16 protein-coding genes are annotated in these 18370 nt (G+C 75.4%); 8 read left to right on the top strand and 8 right to left on the bottom strand.

Translation table 11 applies throughout. The annotated features are described in order from the left end of the window. Positions 1–15 precede the first annotated feature (15 nt). Genes CLV72_RS07570 through CLV72_RS07555 form a run of 4 tightly spaced genes read left to right on the top strand, consistent with a single transcriptional unit; the run spans position 16 to position 4070 of the window. A complete protein-coding gene (locus CLV72_RS07570) occupies positions 16–1056 on the top strand; it encodes an ABC transporter permease (protein WP_106242047.1) in 1041 nt (346 codons plus the stop codon). Next, complete coding sequence (locus CLV72_RS07565; protein WP_106242043.1) at positions 1053–1964, top strand: ABC transporter permease; 912 nt, start codon at positions 1053–1055, stop codon at positions 1962–1964. The genes CLV72_RS07570 and CLV72_RS07565 overlap by 4 nt, the downstream gene beginning before the upstream one ends. Next, on the top strand, positions 1961–2995 hold the full coding sequence (locus CLV72_RS07560) for an ABC transporter ATP-binding protein (protein ID WP_106242040.1): 1035 nt from the start codon (positions 1961–1963) through the stop codon (positions 2993–2995). Before CLV72_RS07565 ends, CLV72_RS07560 begins: the two co-directional genes overlap by 4 nt. A 40-nt stretch (positions 2996–3035) precedes the next feature. Then, positions 3036–4070 (top strand): oligopeptide/dipeptide ABC transporter ATP-binding protein, encoded by a 1035-nt coding sequence (locus CLV72_RS07555; protein WP_245930057.1) that lies wholly within the window; start codon positions 3036–3038, stop codon positions 4068–4070. Between the two features lie 11 nt (positions 4071–4081). On the opposite strand, the gene CLV72_RS07550 is transcribed toward CLV72_RS07555, so the two are convergent. The 8 genes from CLV72_RS07550 to CLV72_RS07515 all read right to left on the bottom strand — a co-directional run bounded on the left by CLV72_RS07550 (position 4082) and on the right by CLV72_RS07515 (position 13164). Then, complete coding sequence (locus CLV72_RS07550) at positions 4082–5041, bottom strand: S66 peptidase family protein (RefSeq protein WP_211302770.1); 960 nt, start codon at positions 5039–5041, stop codon at positions 4082–4084. Further along, on the bottom strand, positions 5038–7050 hold the full coding sequence (locus CLV72_RS07545) for a dipeptidyl-peptidase 5 (protein WP_106242034.1): 2013 nt from the start codon (positions 7048–7050) through the stop codon (positions 5038–5040). The genes CLV72_RS07550 and CLV72_RS07545 overlap by 4 nt, the downstream gene beginning before the upstream one ends. A gap of 31 nt (positions 7051–7081) precedes the next feature. Beyond that, positions 7082–8473: a M20/M25/M40 family metallo-hydrolase gene (locus tag CLV72_RS07540; protein WP_106242031.1), complete on the bottom strand. Its 1392-nt coding sequence runs from the start codon at positions 8471–8473 to the stop codon at positions 7082–7084. Further along, positions 8466–9299 carry a M55 family metallopeptidase gene (locus CLV72_RS07535; RefSeq protein WP_106242026.1) on the bottom strand — a complete coding sequence of 278 codons (834 nt, stop codon included), beginning with the start codon at positions 9297–9299 and terminating at the stop codon, positions 8466–8468. Before CLV72_RS07535 ends, CLV72_RS07540 begins: the two co-directional genes overlap by 8 nt. An 88-nt stretch (positions 9300–9387) precedes the next feature. Next, positions 9388–10197, bottom strand: a complete 810-nt coding sequence (locus tag CLV72_RS07530) for a MerR family transcriptional regulator (RefSeq protein WP_245929976.1) — start codon at positions 10195–10197, stop codon at positions 9388–9390. Between the two features lie 61 nt (positions 10198–10258). Next, positions 10259–11062 (bottom strand): hypothetical protein, encoded by an 804-nt coding sequence (locus tag CLV72_RS33135; RefSeq protein ID WP_106242023.1) that lies wholly within the window; start codon positions 11060–11062, stop codon positions 10259–10261. Between the two features lie 22 nt (positions 11063–11084). Beyond that, positions 11085–12077 carry a C40 family peptidase gene (locus tag CLV72_RS07520; protein WP_211302769.1) on the bottom strand — a complete coding sequence of 331 codons (993 nt, stop codon included), beginning with the start codon at positions 12075–12077 and terminating at the stop codon, positions 11085–11087. A 277-nt stretch (positions 12078–12354) separates the two neighbouring features. After that, positions 12355–13164 (bottom strand): IclR family transcriptional regulator, encoded by an 810-nt coding sequence (locus tag CLV72_RS07515; RefSeq protein WP_106242019.1) that lies wholly within the window; start codon positions 13162–13164, stop codon positions 12355–12357. A 281-nt stretch (positions 13165–13445) separates the two neighbouring features. On the opposite strand from CLV72_RS07515, the gene CLV72_RS07510 reads away from it, so the two are divergent. The 4 genes from CLV72_RS07510 (at position 13446) to CLV72_RS07495 (ending at position 18330) form a co-directional block, all read left to right on the top strand. Beyond that, on the top strand, positions 13446–14393 hold the full coding sequence (locus CLV72_RS07510) for a sugar kinase (protein ID WP_106242015.1): 948 nt from the start codon (positions 13446–13448) through the stop codon (positions 14391–14393). Positions 14394–14472: 79 nt separating this feature from the next. Then, positions 14473–15153, top strand: a complete 681-nt coding sequence (locus tag CLV72_RS07505) for a GOLPH3/VPS74 family protein (protein ID WP_106242010.1) — start codon at positions 14473–14475, stop codon at positions 15151–15153. A gap of 128 nt (positions 15154–15281) precedes the next feature. Further along, positions 15282–17426: an RNA degradosome polyphosphate kinase gene (locus CLV72_RS07500; RefSeq protein WP_425428054.1), complete on the top strand. Its 2145-nt coding sequence runs from the start codon at positions 15282–15284 to the stop codon at positions 17424–17426. Continuing rightward, positions 17419–18330: an NUDIX domain-containing protein gene (locus CLV72_RS07495; protein ID WP_106242001.1), complete on the top strand. Its 912-nt coding sequence runs from the start codon at positions 17419–17421 to the stop codon at positions 18328–18330. Before CLV72_RS07500 ends, CLV72_RS07495 begins: the two co-directional genes overlap by 8 nt. The last annotated feature ends 40 nt before the right edge of the window (positions 18331–18370 follow it).

Genomic DNA, 18370 nt, shown 5'->3' with positions numbered 1-18370 from the left:
CGGAACCGGAAATCCATGGCCCAGGAGACGACCACCCGCCCACCCGCCCCCGCCGACGCACGCGGGGGCGGGTTCGGCGGCACCGGCCGCTACCTCGCCGGCCGGCTGGCCAGCGCGGCCGCCTCGCTGCTGGCCGTGATCGTCAGCGCCTTCTTCCTGTTCCGGGTGCTGCCCGGCGACCCCGTGCGGGCGATGACCCACGGCCGCGCCGTCAGCCGCGAGCAGCTGGAGGCGCTGCGCGCCGAGTACGGCCTGGACCAGCCGCTGTGGCGCCAGTTCGCCGACTACCTGTTCGGCATGCTCAGCGGAGACTTCGGCACCTCCTACCAGTACCGGGTGCCGGTCACCGAGCTGATCGCCCAGCGGCTCGCCCCCACCCTGCTGCTGGTGGGCACCGCCACCCTCATCGCCGCCGCCCTCGGCCTGTGGCTGGGCACCCGCGCCGCCTGGTACCGCGGCGGCGTCGGCGACCGGGTGAACACCGGTGTCGCCCTCACCCTGTGGTCGGTCCCCACCTTCTGGCTGGGCCTGCTGCTCATCGTCGTCTTCGCCTCCGGCGCCGGGCCGCTGCCCTCGGGCCTCTTCCCAACCGGCGGCATGATCAGCCCGCAGGCCCCCGACGGGATCGGCGCCGCGCTCGACGTGCTGCACCACATGGTGCTGCCGGTCACCACCTTCGTCGCCGTCGTCTACGCCCAGTACCTGATGGTGATGCGCTCCTCGCTGCTGGACGAGATGGGCTCGGACTACCTGGTCACCGCGCGTGCCAAGGGGCTCCGCGACGACCTGGTCCGCCGCCGCCACGCCGTGCGCAACGCCCTGCTGCCCACCGTCACCCTCATCTTCGTCAACCTCGGCCAGGTGGTGGCGGGCACCATCCTGGTGGAGACGGTGTTCTCCTGGCCCGGCCTCGGCTCGCTGTTCTACGAGGCCCTGGGAGTGCCCGACCTGCCCATGGTGCAGGCCATGTTCGTCTTCTTCTCGGCCTCGGTGATCCTGATGAACCTGATCGCGGACCTGCTCTACCCGCTGCTGGACCCGCGGGTGGGCCGGTGAGCGGCCAGGCGCCCGCGCCGGTGCCCACCGACGTCGCCTGGGCGCGGCGCCGCCGCGCCCTGGCCGCCTTCTGGCGCGACTACCGCGCCAACCCGGCCGGGCTGTACGGCCTGGCCGCGCTGCTGCTGTTCGGGCTGGTCGCGCTCACCGCGCCGCTGTACCTGGGGCCGCAGCAGCTCAGCGTCATCCACGCCGACGGCCCCGTACTGGCCCCGCCCAGCTGGGAGTACCCGCTGGGCACCGACAACTTCGGCCGCTCAATGCTCGACCTGCTCATCTGGGGCTCGCGGATGTCGCTGGCCGTCGGCCTGCTCGCCACCTTCGTCTCGGTGGCGCTGGGCGCGCTGGTCGGCATCGTCGCCGGGCACTTCGGCGGCTGGTCGGCCACGGTGATGATGCGGATCACCGACTGGTTCCTGGTGCTGCCCAACCTGGTGCTGGCCATCGCGCTGGCCACCGTGCTCAGCCGCAGCGTCGCCACGGTCGTCCTCGCCATCGGCCTCACCGCCTGGCCCACCACCGCCCGGCTGGTGCGCGCCCAGACCCTCGCCGTGGAGGCCCGCCCCTACATCGAGCGGGCCCGTGCGCTGGGCGGCGGCCACGCCCACATCATGGTGCGCCACGTGCTGCCCAATGTGATGCCGCTGGTGCTCGCCCAGACCACCCTGCTGGTCGCCACCTCCATCGTCGCCGAATCCACCCTCGCCTTCCTCGGCCTGGGCGACCCCACCGTGGTGTCGTGGGGCGGCACCCTCCAGCAGGCGCGCGCCGCCGGGGCGGTCAGCTCCGGCGTCTGGTGGTACCTGGTGCCGCCCGGGCTGGCCATCGCCGCCGTCGCGCTCTCCTTCACCCTGTGCGGGCGCGCCATCGAGAACGTGCTCAACCCCCGGCTGAGGGAGGCGCGATGAGCCTGCTGGAGGTCAGAGGGCTGACCGTCACCTACCAGGCCGCACACGGTGCCGTCCCGGCCGTGCGCGGCGTGGACCTGCGGCTGGGCCCCGGCCAGACCCTCGGTCTGGCCGGGGAGTCCGGCTGCGGCAAGTCCACCATGGCGCTGGCCCTGCTCCGGCTGCTGCCGCGCGGCGCGAGCCTGTCCGGCGAGATCCTGCTGGACGGCGAGGACGTGCTGACCATGCGCTGGGGCCGGCTGCGCGCCGTGCGCTGGGCCGGCGCCTCCATCGTCTTCCAGGGCGCCATGCACTCCCTGAACGCGCTGCACCGCATCGGCGCCCAGATCGCCGAGCCGATCGTGCTGCACGGCCTCGGCAGCCCCCGCGAGGCGGCCCTGCGGGCCCGCACCCTGCTGGAGCAGGTCGGGCTGCCCGCCGCCCGCGCCGACGCCTTCCCGCACGAGCTGTCCGGCGGCCAGCGGCAGCGCGTCATGATCGCCATGGCGCTGGCCTGCGAACCGCAGCTGATCGTGGCCGACGAGCCCACCACCGCGCTGGACGTGATGATCCAGGCGCAGATCCTGCGGCTGCTCAAGCAACTGGTCGCCGAGCACGGCATCGGCATGATGATGATCAGCCACGACCTGGCGGTGCTCGCCGACACCTGCGACCGGCTGGCCGTCATGTACGCCGGGCGGATCGTGGAGGACGGCCCCGCCGAAGAGGTCTTCCGCTCGGCCCGCCACCCCTACGGCCGGGCGCTGGCCGCCGCCTTCCCCACCATCGGCGACGCCTCCTCCCGCCGCAACCCGCGCGGCCTGGCCGGCGACCCGCCCGACCCCGCCGACCTGCCCTCCGGCTGCTCCTTCCGCCCCCGCTGCCCGGTCTCCGTCGACGCCTGCGCCCGGGTCGACCCCGCCCTGTGGCCGGCCGGGCCCGACCGCACCGCCGCCTGCATCAAGGTCCTGGACCCGGCCGAACTCGACGCCCTGCTCCCCGAGTCGGCGCCCGGCGCCGCGGCGGCGGCCGGGCGGCCCGCGCCGGAGTAGCGCCGTGCCCGGCCCCAGCAGTGGAGAGGGAGTGGTCCCCATCAGCGACGCGGTGACCGAGCGGACCGCCGAGCCCGCCGAGCCCCGGACCGCCGTGCCGGTGCTCAGCGCCGCCGGCCTGTCGGTGCGCTTCGCCGGACGGCGCGGCGCACCGCCGGCGCGGGCGGTCGACGGCGTGCACCTGGACGTGGGCGCCGGCGAGATCGTCGCCCTGGTCGGCGAGTCCGGCTGCGGGAAGACCACCCTGGCCCGCACCCTGCTCGGCCTGGAGCGGCCCAGCGCGGGCACCGTCAGCTACGCCGGGCGGCCGCTGTCCTACCGCAGCCGGGCGCTGCGCGCCTACCGGCGCGAGGTGCAGCTGGTCCTCCAGGACCCCGCCGGCTCGCTCAACCCCCGGCACACCGTCTACGAGGCCGTCGCCGAGGGGCTGCGCATCCACGGCGGCGCCGCCGACGAACGCGAGCGGGTCGCCGACGCGCTGGCCCGCGCCGGGCTGCGCCCGCCCGAGCGCTTCTTCCTGCGCTACCCGCACGAGCTGTCCGGCGGCCAGCGGCAGCGGGTGGTGATCGCCGGAGCGCTGGTGCTGGAGCCGAAGGTGATCGTGGCCGACGAGCCCGTCGCCTCCCTGGACGCCTCCGTGCGCGGCGAGATCCTGGCGCTGCTGCTGCGGCTGCGCGACGAACTCGGCCTGTCCGCGCTGGTCGTCACGCACGACCTCGGCCTGGCCTGGAACATCGCCGACCGGGTCGCGGTGATGTACCTGGGCAGGATCGTGGAGACCGGGCCGGTGGAGAAGATCCTGGTCGCCCCCGAGCACCCCTACACGCAGGCGCTGCTGTCGGTGCTGCCCGAGGCGCGGGCGGGCATCCCGGTGGTGCTGTCGGGCGAGCCGCCCGACCCCTCCCGGGTGCCGCCCGGCTGCCGCTTCCACGTGCGCTGCCCGATCCTGGCCTCGGGCGCCGCCGAGGAGGCGGGGGTCGCCGAGCGCTGCCAGACCGAGGACCCCGCCATCCTGGCCGGCTCCGGCGAGGCCCAGGCCGCCTGCCACTACGCCGCGGCGCGCGCCCGCGCCTGAGCCGCCGCGCCTCAGCGCAGCGCCGGCAGCTCCAGGGTGAGCAGGCCCGCGTCGGCGTCCAGCACCGCCGGCACCCCCAGCGGCACGGTGAACTGGCTGCCGCAGTGGCCGAAGCCGTGCTCCCACACGATCGGCACCCCCAGCGGGCCGAGCCGGTCCAGCATCAGCGCCCGCAGCACCTCGGGAGGGCCGCAGTCCTCCCACGAACCCAGCGCGATCCCGGCCACCCCGTCCAGCCAGCCGCTGCGCAGCAGCTGGGTGAGGATCCGGTCCAGCCGCCCCGGCTCCTCGCCGATGTCCTCCAGCAGCAGGATGCCGCCGCGCGCCCCCGGCAGCGCGGTGGGGGTGCCCAGGTCGGCGGCGAGCAGGCTCGCGCAGCCGCCCACCGTGATCCCGCGCGCCCGCCCGCCGACCAGGGGCACCGCGTCGGGGCCGCCCAGCACCTGGACCGACTCCGGCTCGAACAGGGCGCGGCGCAGCAGCTCCTGGCCGCGCTCGTCACCGGTGAGCAGCGGACTGCCCGGCATCGGCGCGTGCAGGGTGGACAGGCCGAGCCGGACCGCGAAGGCGGTGTGCAGGGCGGTGACGTCGCTGAACCCGGCCAGCACCTTCGGCGGCGCCGCCGCCAGCGCCGCCCAGTCCAGCAGGTCCACGATCCGGTGCGCGCCGTAGCCGCCCCGCGCGCACAGCACCGCCGCCACCCCCGGATCCAGCCAGGCCGCCTGCAGGTCGTCGACCTTCCCCGCGTCGGAGCCGGCCAGGTGCGGCAGCGAGCGGTGCCGCCGCAGCACATGCGGCGCCACCTCCACCTCCAGGCCCCAGCCGCGCAGCAGCGCGCAGCCCTCCGCCAGCACCTCCGGCGGCACCGGGCTGCTCGGCGCGACCACCGCGACCCGGTCACCGGGCCGCAGCCGGGGCGGCCGCACCAGCTCGCGCAGCGGCGGGGCGCCCTCCCGGACCCCGGCCGTCACGACTGCACCAGCTCCAGCGGCGGCACCCCGGGCGGGCTGAAGCCCATCACCCGCGCGTACAGCCCCAGCTCCGCCTCCAGCGCCGCCGCGACCGTCTCGGCGCGGCGGAAGCCGTGTTGCTCGCCGGGGAAGGCCAGGTAGGCGTGCGGCACCCCCCGCCCGCGCAGCCGCTCCAGGAAGCGCTCGGACTGCACCGGCGGGCAGATCACGTCCTCAAGCCCCTGCATCAGCACGAACGGCGCCGACAGCCGCTCGGCCCGGTTGATCGGCGAGCGCTCCCGGTAGCGCTCCCTGGCGGCCGGCCACGGGCCCACCAGGCTCTCCAGGTACTGCGACTCGAAGTCGTGGGTCTCGCCGGTGCGCCAGCCCGCCAGGTCCAGGATCGGGTACAGGATCGTGCCGCAGGCGAACACGTCGACGGAGGTGAGCGCGGCCGCGGCCGTCCAGCCGCCCGCGCTGCCGCCGCGGATCGCCAGCCGGGCCGGGTCGGCCGCGCCCTGCTCCACCAGGGCGCGGGCCACGGCCGCGCAGTCGGCCACGTCCACCAGGCCCCAGTTCTCCCGCAGCCGCTCCCGGTAGGCGCGGCCGTGGCCGGTGGAGCCGCCGTAGTTCACCTCCGCCACCCCGATGCCCCGGCTGGTGAAGTACGCGATCTCCAGGTCGCGCACCATCGGGGCGCGGCTGGTCGGGCCGCCGTGCGCGAAGACCACGTAGGGGGCGGGCGCGCCGGGCGGGCCGGTGAAGTCGGGGTTGTAGGGCGGGTAGACGCTGGCGTGCACCTCGCGGCCGCCCTCCCCGGCGAAGGTGCGGGCGCGCGGCCGCGGCAGGTAGGGGGCGAGCGGGTCGGCGGGGTCGGGGCCGTAGCCCTCCGCGCCGGTCAGCGGCGTCCAGGAGCGGCCCGAGGCGTCGACGGCCACCACCTGGTAGGAGCGCTCCGGGGAGGCGGCGACGCCCACCACCCCGCCGTCGGCGGCCACCGCCAGGGCCGGCGCCCACTCGGTGTGCGGGGCGGCGCCCGGCACCAGCTCCCCGGTGCCCGGGTCGAGCAGGCTCAGCCGCACCGAGGAGGTGCCGTGCAGCACCGCCACCCGCCCATCGGGCAGCGGCGCGAACCACTCCATGCCCAGCTGCCACATCGGGCCGCCGAACTCCTCCTCGCGCGGGCACAGGTTCACCGCCGCCCTGGGGCCCTCGTCCGGCTGCACCTGGTAGAGGTTCCACCAGCCGCCGGGATCGGTGACCGCCAGCAGCCGCCCATCGGCCGTCCATCCCGCCTGCACCACCGCCTCACCCGCCCCGCCGGCCACCGCGCGGGCCGGGCCCACGGTGCCGTCGGCGGCGATCGGCGCGACCAGCAGCTCGGTGGAGTCCCACGGCATGTCGGGGTGGTCCCAGCCGATCCAGGCCAGAGTGGTGCCGTCGGGGGAGGGGCGGGGGCAGGCCAGGAAATGGTGGCCCTCCACCAGCACCCGTATGGCGTCGCCCCGCTCGGCCGCCGAACCGTCCAGCGGCACCGCCACGATCGAGCGGCGCACGTCGGTGGGGGCGGGGCCGGTGAAGCGCTCCCGCACGCACCACAGCTCGCGCCCGCCGGGCACCGGCACCGGGTCGACGTAGCGCAGCCCGGCCGGCGCCGCCGGCTCCGGGGTGATCGGATAGGGCTCGCCGCCGCCGTCGGGCTCCCACCGGTACAGCCGCTGGTCGGTGAACTCGCTGAACACCACACTCGGCCCACCCGCCCCCGCGCCGCCGCCGACCAGCGCGAAGGGCCGCCCGCCGTACTCGTGCACCCGGCTGCGCGCGTTCCACGGCGCCGGCAGCGCGTCGGCGGCCGTACCGTCGGAGCGGCGCCGCACCAGCGCCACCCGGCCGCCCTCCAGCGGACGCGGCTCGGTCCACCACAGCTCGCCGCCGGCGGCGGTCGGCCAGCCCGGCCGCCCGCCGTGCCCGGCGGCGTCCCGGGCGCCGATCGGCGAGGTCCAGCCGCCGTAGGGGGCGGGCTCGGGCATGGGAGCCTCCTCGGAGGGTCGCGTCAGGGGGTCAGGCCGTGGTGAGGAACCGGTCGAGCACCCGCACCCCGAAGTGCAGGGCGTCCACCGGCACCCGCTCGTCCACGCCGTGGTACAGCGCGTGGTAGTCGAAGCCGGGCGGCAGCCGCAGCGGCGCGAAGCCGTAACCGGTGATACCCAGCCCGGCGAACTGCTTGGCGTCGGTGCCGCCGCCCATGCAGTACGGCACCACGTGCCCGCCCGGGTCGAACTCCAGCAGCGCGTCGCGCATCGCGGCGAAGACGGGGGCGTCCACCGGCGCGGTCAGCGCCGGCGAGCGGTGCGCGTACTCCCAGGTCACATCGGGGCCGGTCAGCTCGTCCATGACCGCCTCGAAGCCGGCCTCCGCGCCGGGCAGCACCCGCCCGTCGACATGGCCGGTGGCCGAGCCGGGGACCACGTTCACCTTGTACCCGGCCGAGAGCATGGTCGGATTGGCGCTGTTGCGCACGGTGTTGTCCACCAGCGGCGCGGCCGAGCCGAGCCGGGCCAGCAGCGCGTCGGTGTCGCGCTCGGGCTCGAAGCCCGGCGACGAGGGGCCGCCGCCGGCGCCCAGCGCCGCCGCGATCCCGTCCAGCGCCGCGCGCACCGTGGGGGTGAGCCGCACCGGCCAGCGGTGCGCGTAGATCCGCGCCATCGCGGTGACCAGCGCCCCCACCGCGTTGTCGCGGTTCACCTTGGAGCCGTGCCCGGCGCGGCCGTGCGCCGACAGCCGCAGCCAGGCGGTGCCCCGCTCGCCCGCCCCCACCGGGTACAGCCGCACCGGCGGCCCGCCGCCGGACCGCTCGGCGTGGAAGGTGTAGCCGCCGGACTCCCCGACCGCCTCGGTGCAGCCCTCGAACAGCCCGGCGTGCCGGTCGACCAGCCACTGCGCGCCGTAGGCGGCGCTGTCCTCCTCGTCGGCGGTGAAGGCGACCACGATGTCGCGGCGCGGGCGGCGCCCCTCGCGCGCCCAGGCGCGCACCACCGCCAGCACCATCGCGTCCATGTTCTTCATGTCGACGGCGCCGCGGCCCCACACCATGCCGTCGCGGACCTCGCCGGAGAACGGCGGCACGGTCCAGTCGGCCGGCTGGGCGGGCACCACGTCCAGGTGGCCGTGGACCAGCAGCGCGTCCGCCGAGGGGTCGGTGCCCTCGATCCGGGCCACCACATTGGCGCGGCCCGGCGCCGACTCCAGCACCACCGGCTCCACCCCGGCCTCGGCCAGCCGCTCGGCCGCGTACTCGGCGGCGGGCCGCTCATTGCCCTCGCCGCCGCCCCGGTTGGTGGTGTCGATGCGGATCAGCTCGCTGGTGAAGCGGACCACCTCGGCGTCGGTGACCGCGCCGGCCCCCGGGCCGCCCGGCCCCTCCGCCTCGCGGACCGCCGTGCTCTCAGCCATAGTTCGCCTCCACTGCCGACGACACCACCGTGGTGACCGCCTTGAAGCACCGGATCATGTCGTAGGCGCTGGGCGCGGTGTAGCGGACCCGGCGCTCCGACACCCGCTCCACCGTCGGCACCACGCAGGCCGCGCCGGTCAGCTGGGCTGCGTCCAGCTCGATCTCCACCGTGTGCGGCCGGGGCGCCTCCGGCTCGGTGCGGCCCGCCAGCGCCAGCGCGGCCCGCGCCCCGGCCGCGATGTCGGAGCGGGTGCGCCCCGGCGGGCGGCACACCGCCGCGTACCTGGACACGTACTCCTTGACCGCGACGGTGCGGGCCCGCGGCGCGTAGCCCTCGGCGTCGGCGCAGGTGCGGTCGTCGCCGGTGACCAGCACCACCGGCACCCCGTACTCGGCGGCGACCAGCGCGTTCAGCCGCCCCTCGCTGGCCGGGGCGCCGTCGGCCCACACCCCGGTGATGGAGTTCGGCAGGTAGGTGTGGGCCAGCACCCCCTCGGTGCCGGCGCCGGTGTGGTAGCCGACGAAGGCGACCGCGTCGACGTCGCCGTACTGGATCCCCTCCACCATGGACAGGTCCTTGTGCCGGCCGGTCAGCATGGCGGCGCGCTCGTCCAGCTCCTCCAGCAGCAGGTTGCGCATGGTGGCGTGCGCCTCGTTCACCACCACCTCGCGGGCGCCGGCGTCCAGGAAGCCCGCCACGGCGCCGTTGACGTCGGAGGTGAACATCCGCCGGCAGCGCTGCCACTGCTCGGTTCCCGGCTCCACGTCGGCGGGCCAGGTCACCCCCGTGGCGCCCTCCATGTCGGCGGAGATCAGGATCTTCATGGCCGACTACCCTACGGCCCGCCCGGCCCGCCGGGCGAGCGGGCTCCCCGGAGCGGCGCGGACCGCGCCACGGCGGCGGCACCCGCCCTCACGGCGCCTCGAAGCCCCCGTCCAGCGGGACCAGCAGCCGGGTGGCCAGCCGCTCCGGCGGTACGGCGGCCGGGTCGGACAGGTAGACCTCCCGCACCGGCCCGGCCGGGGCGTGTCCGCGCTCGCCGCACCAGGCCAGCACGGCGTGCAGGGTGAGCGGCACCTGGTCGTAGGGGCCGGTGTGCACCGCGGACGCGAACACGCCCCCCGCCAGCCGCTCGGCGGCCAGGCCCGGCGGCGCGGCCGCCCCCTCGGGCAGCTCGGCCGCCACCGCCACCGGTATCGGCTCGTCCAGGTCCAGCGGGAACAGGCCGGTCAGCGGGGCGGGCCCGAGGCGGCCCGCGAGCGCCGCCGCCAGCCGCCCGGCGCAGGCCGCGGCGACCCGGCCGATATCGCGTTCGGACTCCGCCGGCTCGCGGACGACGGCCACCCGCCGCGGCGGCTCCCGCACCACCGACACCTCGGCGCCGGGCAGCCCCTCGGCGGCGATCCGCTCCAGCGCCGACAGCGCCAGCCGGCGCCGCGCCAGCTCCGCGTCCAGCTCGTCGCGGACCCGGGCCAGCGCCCCGGCCGGATCGGGCCCCGACAGCACCTCGCCGACGGCGGCCAGCGGCACGTCCAGCGAGCGGAGCAGGCCGATGGACATGGCGTCGCGGGCCTGCGCGGCGCGGTAGTAGCGGTAGCCGGTGTCGGGGTCGATCCGGGCGGGCGGCAGCAGACCGAGGTCGGCGTAGTGGCGCAGCCGCTTCACGCTCAGCCGCACCAGCCGGGCGAAGCGGCCGATCGGCAGCAGTTCGTCGTCGTTCACGCGGGCCAGGATGGCGGCCGGCCCCCACCGGGAGTCAACTCTGGGCCGCGCGCATCCGGCGTCAATACCACACGACGGGGTTGCCGGTGCGCACCGAAGCGGCGAACAGCTCGGCCAGCGGCCCGGTGGCGTAGGCGAAGTCGGCCGCGGTGGCGGGCTTGGTCTCCACCCGCAGCCGCCGCGGGTGGTCGTCCGGCGCGCCGCGCGCGCCCACCGCGGTGAACAGCGGCACCGTCGCCTCACCGGGGCCGTCCAGGTCGGTGAGGCGCACCGCGCGCTCGCCCACCCGCTCCTGGGCGAAGCGCACCGCCCGGAACAGCTCCACCGGCGGCGAGGCGCTCTCGTCGCGGACGAAGAAGCCGCCGGGGCCGACCCCGGCGCGCAGCTGCGAGCGGCCGTCCAGCAGGAACACGCCGTCGTAGGCGGCGACATGGGTGGCCACCGCCCGGCCGTCCGCCTCGTCCAGCAGCACCGTGCGCGGCACGGCGCCGATCTGCTCGGCGAAGACGCGCAGCTCGGCCAGGGCGCGCCCGGCCTCGTCCGGGCCGAGCAGCCCGCCGTTGGCCTCGGGCAGCCGGCCGCACAGCACCGGCAGCCGCTCGGCGCCGAGCGTGCGCGCGGCGTCCTGGAAGAGCCGGTAGCCCGACCAGTTGGCGACGCGACGCGACAGCTCTTGCATGTCGTCGTGCGCGCAGGCACCGCTCTCCGCCCAGTCCAGGAACCGGTGGTAGAGCTCGTCGGGGACGTCCTCGGGAACGCCCAGGTGGCCCTCGTCGTCGACCGCGATCAGTCCGCGCGGCACCGGCGGCTCCGAGACCAGGCCGTCGTCCCAGCAGCGGCAGCGGACGAAGGCGTCCAGGCCCATACGGACGGCTCCCCTTTCCGCCTCAGGGGCGGCGGGCGCCCTGGAAGTTGCTCTGGTAGTAGCTGTCCAGCGTGACGACGCTGATGTAGTTGCCGCTGCTGGGGGCGTGGATCATCTGGCCGTTGCCGACGTACATGCCCATGTGGCCGAGGTCGGCGTAGAAGAACATGAGGTCGCCCGGCTGCATGTCGTCCCAGGCGACGGCCTGGCCGACCTCCCACTGCGTGTAGGTGGTGCGCGGCAGGCTCACCCCGGCCGCGCCCCAGGCCGCCTGGGTCAGGCCCGAGCAGTCGTAGCCGTCAGGGCCGGTGCCGCCCCAGATGTAGGGCTTGCCGAGCTGGGCGTAGGCGAAGTCGAGGGCGACCGCCGCGCTGCCGGACGCGGAGCCGGTGTAGGAGCCGCTGGTGGAGCCCTCGCCTACGGCGGACACCTCGAACTCGGCCAGCAGTTCCTCCTGCTCGGCCAGGGACTCCTCGACCTCCGCCGCGCGGGACTCGGCCTCGGCGCGGGCCTCCTCGGCCTCCTCAAGCGCCGCCTCGGCCTCGGCCCGCAGCTCTTCGAGGTGCTCGGTGGCGGCGGTGTACTCGTCCAGCTCCGCCTGGCGGCTGCTGGACAGGTACTCCAGCAGATTGGCCTGCTCCACCACGTCCTGGGGGTCGCCCGCGCTGAGCACGGTGATCGGGGAGCCGAGGTCGCCGGAGCGGTAGGCCGCCGCCGCCAGCTCGCCGAGGCTCTCGCGCAGGTCGCCGTAGCGCTCCTCGGCCTCGGCGGTCTGCTCCTCGACGTCCTCCAGCTCGGCCTCGGCCGCCTCGACGTCCTCCTCGGCCTCGTTGAACTCCTGGACGAGCGTGCTGGACTCCTCGGCCAGCTCCTCGATCCGCTGCTCGACCTCCTCCTGGGTCGGCTCGGGGTCGGCGTGGACGGCGCCGGCCGGCACCGACAGCGCTCCGACCGCCGCCAGTCCCACTCCGGCCGCGATACGGCCGCGCACGGACCACTCTCGCCGATCAGGCATCGATCAACACTCCTCACACCGCCGGGGGCAGCGGGTTCAGGGGGGCGCGGGCCGCGGACCCGGGGTCCTGGCGGCCCGCCGGCCGCGCCGGCTCCCGGGGAAGGGCCGGGGCGGGGACGCCGACAAGCGCAGCGATTCGGTGCCAACGCGGTGTCAACGGGTTTTACGGGTGTGACGGGGGTGAAAATAGCGGATCCCGGACAGGCTCTCAACCGGAACGGACATAACGGCAGCTCACCGCCGGTCTCCCCAGGCCGTCCCCCCGCGCACGGCCCCGCTAGGCCGGCGGCTCCAGGTGGCCGATCCGCCGCGACAGGTCCCCGGCGGCGGCCCGCACCAGCCGCCCCAGCTCCTCGGCGCGCAGCAGCACCCGCCCGGCCGGACCCGCCAGGCTCAGCGCCGCCGCCGGCTCGCCCGCCCGGTCCAGGACGGCCGCCGCCACGCAGCCCACGTCGGGCTCGCTCTCGATGTTGTCCACCGCCCAGCCCCGCTCGGCCACCCGGTCCAGCTCGGCCAGCAGCTCCTGCGGCTGCACGATCGTGTTGGCGGTGCGCCGCCGCAGGTCCAGGCCCGCCACCCGGCGGCGCCGCTCCCCGTCGGGCAGCGCGGCCAGCCACGCCTTGCCCAGCGCGGTGGCGTGCAGAGGGCGGCGCCCGCCCAGCCCGGCGCTGGGCGCCACCGCGCTGGGGCCCTGCTCCCGCGCCACGTACACCACGGCGCCCTCGTCGGCCACCGCCAGGTAGGCGGTCTCCCTGGAGCGGGCCGCCAGCTCCCGCATCAGCGGCGGCGCCAACCGGAACAGGTCGGTGGCCGACAGGGCCTTCACACCCAGCTCCACCAGCCGCACCCCCAGCCGCACCCTGCCGGTCACCGGGTCGGCCTCCAGGTAGCCCAGCTCCCGCAGCAGCCCCACGGTGCGGTAGGCGGCGCTGCGGCTCAGCCCCAGCTCACGGGCGACCGCGTTGGTGCTGGCCTCGCCGCGTGCGCCGACGTGCTCCAGGATCGCCAGGCCGCGCTCCAGGGTGCCGACCCCGTCGAGCCCGGGCCCGGCGGTGCCGCCGGGGCGGCGCGCGGGTCGACCCTCCACGGCCCCTCCCGTCCCACCGGCCGCCACCGCTCCGGCGCCGATGTCTCACTCATCAGGACATGTCCTCTACGAGTGGGACGATGATAGTCCCGCCGCCCGGCCGCACAAACCGAGAGATCCAGCGGACTTCCGACGCGGAGCGCCGACCGGTCCGCACCCGGAGCGATTTCCGACTGTCCCGCTCATCGGCACATGTTCCCTGTCAGCGGGAGGCACGCTAGCATGCGGGCGCGGTGCCGGGCGCCGGGCCCGCCACCTGCCGGGCGAGCGGAGGGGCGGGCATGGCCGAAGGACTCGACGTCGCCACACTCGGCGAAGGGCTCGTCGTCTTCGACCCCGCCCACCCCGGCCCGCTGCGCCACGTCGCCGCCTTCACCAAGCGGGTCGCCGGGGCCGAGGTGAACGTCGCCGTCGCCCTGGCCCGCCTCGGCCACCGCACCGCCTGGTCCGGCCGGGTCGGCGCCGACGAGTTCGGCGCCCAGGTGCTCGGAATGCTGCGCGCCGAGGGCGTCGACGTCTCCCGCGCCCAGACCGACCCCGACGCCCCCACCGGCATCTACTTCAAGGAGTGGAGCGCCCCCCGGCGGCTCGCCGCCGCCTTCTACCGCACCGGCGCCGCCGGCGGGCGGCTGGCCGCCGGCGACCTCGACCACAGCCTGTCCGCCCGCGTCCTGCACCTCACCGGCATCCCCGTCGCCCTCTCCGACACCGCCGCCGACACCGTGCGCACCCTCGCCGACGCCGCCGTGGCGCGCGGCACCCTGCTCTCCTTCGACGTCAACATGCGGCACCGCCTGCTGGCCGGGCGCGACCCGCAGCGGCTGCTCGGCCCGCTCGCCCGCCAGGCCGACCTGCTGTTCATGAGCGACGCCGAGGCGGCCGTCCTCACCGGCGGCGACGACCCCGAGCACGTCCGGCGCTTCCTCGCCACCGCCCGCGCCCGCACCGCCGTCGTCCACGGCGAGCACGGCTGCTACGCCGTCCACGACGGCGGCGTCACCGAGCAGGACGCCTTCCCGGTGCCCGTCGCCGACCCCGTCGGCGCCGGCGACGCCTTCGCCGCTGCCTTCCTGTCGGGGCTGCTGCGCGGCGAGCCCGTCGCCCGCTGCCTGCGGCTGGCCAGCGCCGCCGGGGCCTGCGCCGTCAGCGTCCCCGGCGACGCCGAGAGCATGCCCTGGCCCGACGCGCTGGCCCGGCTCGCCGACCGCGCCGACCACGTCGAGCGATGATCAGCGGCATTGCGGACATACCCGAATCAGGGGGGCGGCCGCCCTGGAAAGCGCAAGAACGGGAACGTACCCTTGGCCCATGGACGGGGCCGAGCTGACGATCGCCCACGAGTTCCTGCTGCTCGGGCACCATCCCGACACCGGGACCCGACTCGTCAACCCCCTGGAGCTCGACTGCGGCGCCGCGGGCGCCATCCTCGCCCAGCTCGCCCTCGCCGAACGCATCGCCCTGCAGGGCGAGCGGGTCGCCGTCGTCAAGGCCGCCCCACTCGGCGACCGCTTCCTCGACTCCGTCCTCGCCCAGCTCGCCTCCCGGCACACCCCCCGCCCCGCCACCTGGTGGGTGAACCGCCTCAAAGGCGCCGGGCTGCGCGGCCGGCTCCTCACCGACCTGGTGCGGCGCGGCGCGCTGCGCTCCGAACGCCAGTCGGTCTTCCGCGTCTTCTCGCTCACCCGCTACCCGGCCGGCGACGCCGCCGGGCGGCACGTCAGCGAACGGGTCCGCGCCGTCTTCGACGGCACCCACCCGCCCGACCACCGCACCGTCGCCCTCTTCGCGATCCTCGACGCCACCCGGCTCGACCGCAAGATCCTGCACGACGTACCCCGGCACGTCCGCGCCCAGCGGGTCGCCGCCATCGCGCAGGGCGACGCCATCGGCCCCGTCGTCCGCAAGGTCATCCGGTCCGTGCACGCCGCCACCGCCGGAGCCGCCGCAGCGGCCGGCGCGGCGGGCGTCGCGGCCGGCGGCGCGGGCTGAGCCGGCGACACCCCGGCGGCGGCCGGATGACGGCTGAGCAAATTGTCCCGGATCGTGCCTTGCTGTGCTTGGCCGTCACAGGCGAGGGTGAGAATGGAGAACAGGGGGAAGCGGAGCAGTCGGCCGCCCTGTCCACCACAGCAGCCACCAGCCGACCACGAAACAGGGGAAGCGCCGAGACCGTGACCGAACCCGCTCGCATCGCCGACGAGGAGAACGACCCGCAGGCCGACCGCTTCCTCGACCGCGAGGAGAGCTGGCTCCGGTTCAACCAACGCGTGCTCGAACTGGCCGAGGACCCCGACATCCCGCTGCTGGAACGCGTCCGCTTCCTCGCCATCTTCGCCAGCAACCTCGACGAGTTCTTCATGGTCCGCGTCGCCGGCCTCGCCCGCCGCCTCGCCACCGGTATCGCGGTACCCGCCCCCGGCGGCCGCCACCCCCGCGAGCAGCTGCGCCGCATCTCCGAAGTCGTCCACGAACTCGGCCGCCGCCACGCCCAGGTCTTCCACGGCCCCATCAGCAAGGCCCTGGAGACCGCCGGCATCATGCTGGTGCGCTGGGCCGAACTGCGGCCCACCGAGCGCGAACGCATGCACCAGCTGTTCCGCGAGCAGATCTACCCCGTGCTCACCCCCTTCGCCGTCGACCCCGCCCACCCCTTCCCGCACATCTCCGGCCGCTCCCTGAACCTCGGCATCTTCGTCCGCGACCCCAGCAGGAGCAACGGCAGGCGCGTCTTCGCCCGCATCAAGGTGCCCTCGGTACTGCCCCGCTTCATCGCGCTCGGCGGCGACCGCTTCGTCCCCGTCGAGGACGTCATCGCCGCCCACCTCAGCCAGCTCTTCGCCGGCATGGAGATCATCGAGCACCACGCCTTCCGCGTCACCCGCAACGCCGACCTCGAAGTCGACGAGGACGAGACCGACAACCTGCTGAAGTCGCTGGAGCACGAACTGCTGCGCCGCCGCTTCGGCCCGCTGGTGCGCCTGGAGGTCGAGGACACCATCTCCGACGACGCCCTCGCCCTCCTCAGCCGCGAACTCGGCGCCGAACCCGGCGAGGTCTACCGCACCCAGGGCCCCCTCGACCTCTCCGGACTCACCCAGCTCGCCGACCTCGACCGGCCCGAACTGAAATACAGTCCATTCGTGCCCGTGGAACCACCCGAACTCATCGACGGAACCCTGTTCGACGCCATGCGCGAGCGCGAACTGCTCGTCCACCACCCCTACGAGTCGTTCAACACCAGCGTCGTCCGCTTCCTCGCCGACGCCGCCCGCGACCCCAAGGTGCTGGCCATCAAGCAGACCCTCTACCGCACCAGCGGCGACTCCCCGATCGTGGACGCGCTCATCGACGCCGCCGCGGCAGGCAAGGAGGTCGTCGTCCTCGTCGAACTCAAGGCCCGCTTCGACGAGCAGAACAACATCTCCTGGGCGCGCAAACTCGAAGACGCCGGCTGCCACGTCGTCTACGGACTCGTCGGCCTCAAGACCCACTGCAAGCTCGCCCTCGTCGTCCGCCAGGAAGACGACGGCACCCTGCGCCGCTACTGCCACATCGGCACCGGCAACTACAACCCCAGCACCGCCCGCATCTACGAGGACCTGGGCCTGTTCAGCTGCGCCCCCGAGGTCGGCCAGGACATCTCCGACCTCTTCAACCACCTCACCGGATTCTCGCGCGACGTCTCCTACCGGCGCCTCCTCGTCGCCCCCCACGCCCTCCGCCAGGGCCTCCTCGACCGCATCCAGGGCGAGATCGACCACCACCGCGCCAAGCGCCCCGCCAGGATCAGGGCCAAGACCAACTCCCTCGTCGACGAGGAGATCGTCGACGCCCTCTACACCGCCTCCCGCGCCGGGGTCCCCATCGACCTGTGGGTGCGCGGCGGCTGCGTCCTGCGCCCCGGCATCCCCGGACTGTCGGAGACCATCCGCGTCCGCAGCATCCTCGGCCGCTTCCTGGAGCACTCCCGCATCTTCGCCTTCGACAACGGCGGCGACACCGACATGTGGATCGGCAGCGCCGACCTCATGCCCCGCAACATGGACCGCCGCGTCGAGGCGCTGGTGCGCATCGCCGACCCCGACCACTGCGAACGGCTCACCGAGATCATGGACATGGCCATGTCCGACACCGTCTCCTCCTGGCACCTCGCCCCCGACGGCTCCTGGACCCGCCACTCCCGCGACGCCGACGGCGAACCGCTCCGCGACATCCAGCGCTGGCTGCGCCGCCACCGCCACCTCAGGTCCGTCGATGGCTAGCGGCCCCACCGAAGCCGACCCCATCCGCGCCGCCGGGGCCGTCCTGTGGCGGCCCGGCCCCCACGGCGCCGAGGTCGCCCTCATCCACCGCCCCCGCTACGACGACTGGACCCTCCCCAAGGGCAAGCTCAAAGGCGGCGAACACGTCCTGGCCGCCGCCGTGCGCGAGGTCACCGAGGAGACCGGCATCCGCCCCGTCCTCGGCCGCCGCCTCGCCGCCCAGCACTACCTCAAGGAGGGCCGTCCCAAGCAGGTCGAGTGGTGGACCGCCACCCCCGCCGACAGCGGCCCCTTCCAGCCCAATGACGAAGTCGACCAGCTCGCCTGGCTGCCGGCCGCCGAAGCCGAGCAGCGGCTCAGCTACGAACGCGACCTCCCCGTCCTGCGCGGCCTCGTCGAAGGCCCCCTCCCCACCACCCCGCTCATCCTGATGCGGCACGCCTCCGCCGGCGAGAAGTCCGAGTGGACCGACGACGACACCCTCCGCCCCCTCGACCCCGACGGCCGCCCCGACGCCGCCCTCCTCGGCACCCTCCTCGCCGCCTACGGCACCGCCCGCGTCATCTGCTCCGCCACCGCCCGCTGCGTCGAAACCGTCCTGCCCTACCTCCAGCGCACCGGCGCCGAACTCCGCACCGACCTCGCCTACACCGCCGACCCCGGCGGACGGCGCCTCGGCGACCCCGAGACCGTCGCCAAACGCACCGCCGAACTCCTCGCCGAGCAGCGCCCCACCATCCTGTGCACCCACGGCGAACTCGTCCCCGAGATCATCACCCAGGTGTGCGAACACCTCGGCGCCGCCGCCCCCGAAGAACCCAACCTCCGCAAGGCGTCGTTCTGGGCCGTCCACATGGCCGACTCCCGCCTCGCCGCCATCGAGCGCCACGCCATCCGCGGCTGAGACGGCGCTCCCGGCGGCCCGCGCCCGACGACGGCGAACC

Source organism: Allonocardiopsis opalescens (assembly GCF_003002095.1).
Taxonomy (GTDB): domain Bacteria; phylum Actinomycetota; class Actinomycetes; order Streptosporangiales; family Streptosporangiaceae; genus Allonocardiopsis; species Allonocardiopsis opalescens.
Note: the sequence above shows the minus strand (reverse complement) of the source record. Positions and strands in the feature narration are given on the sequence as shown.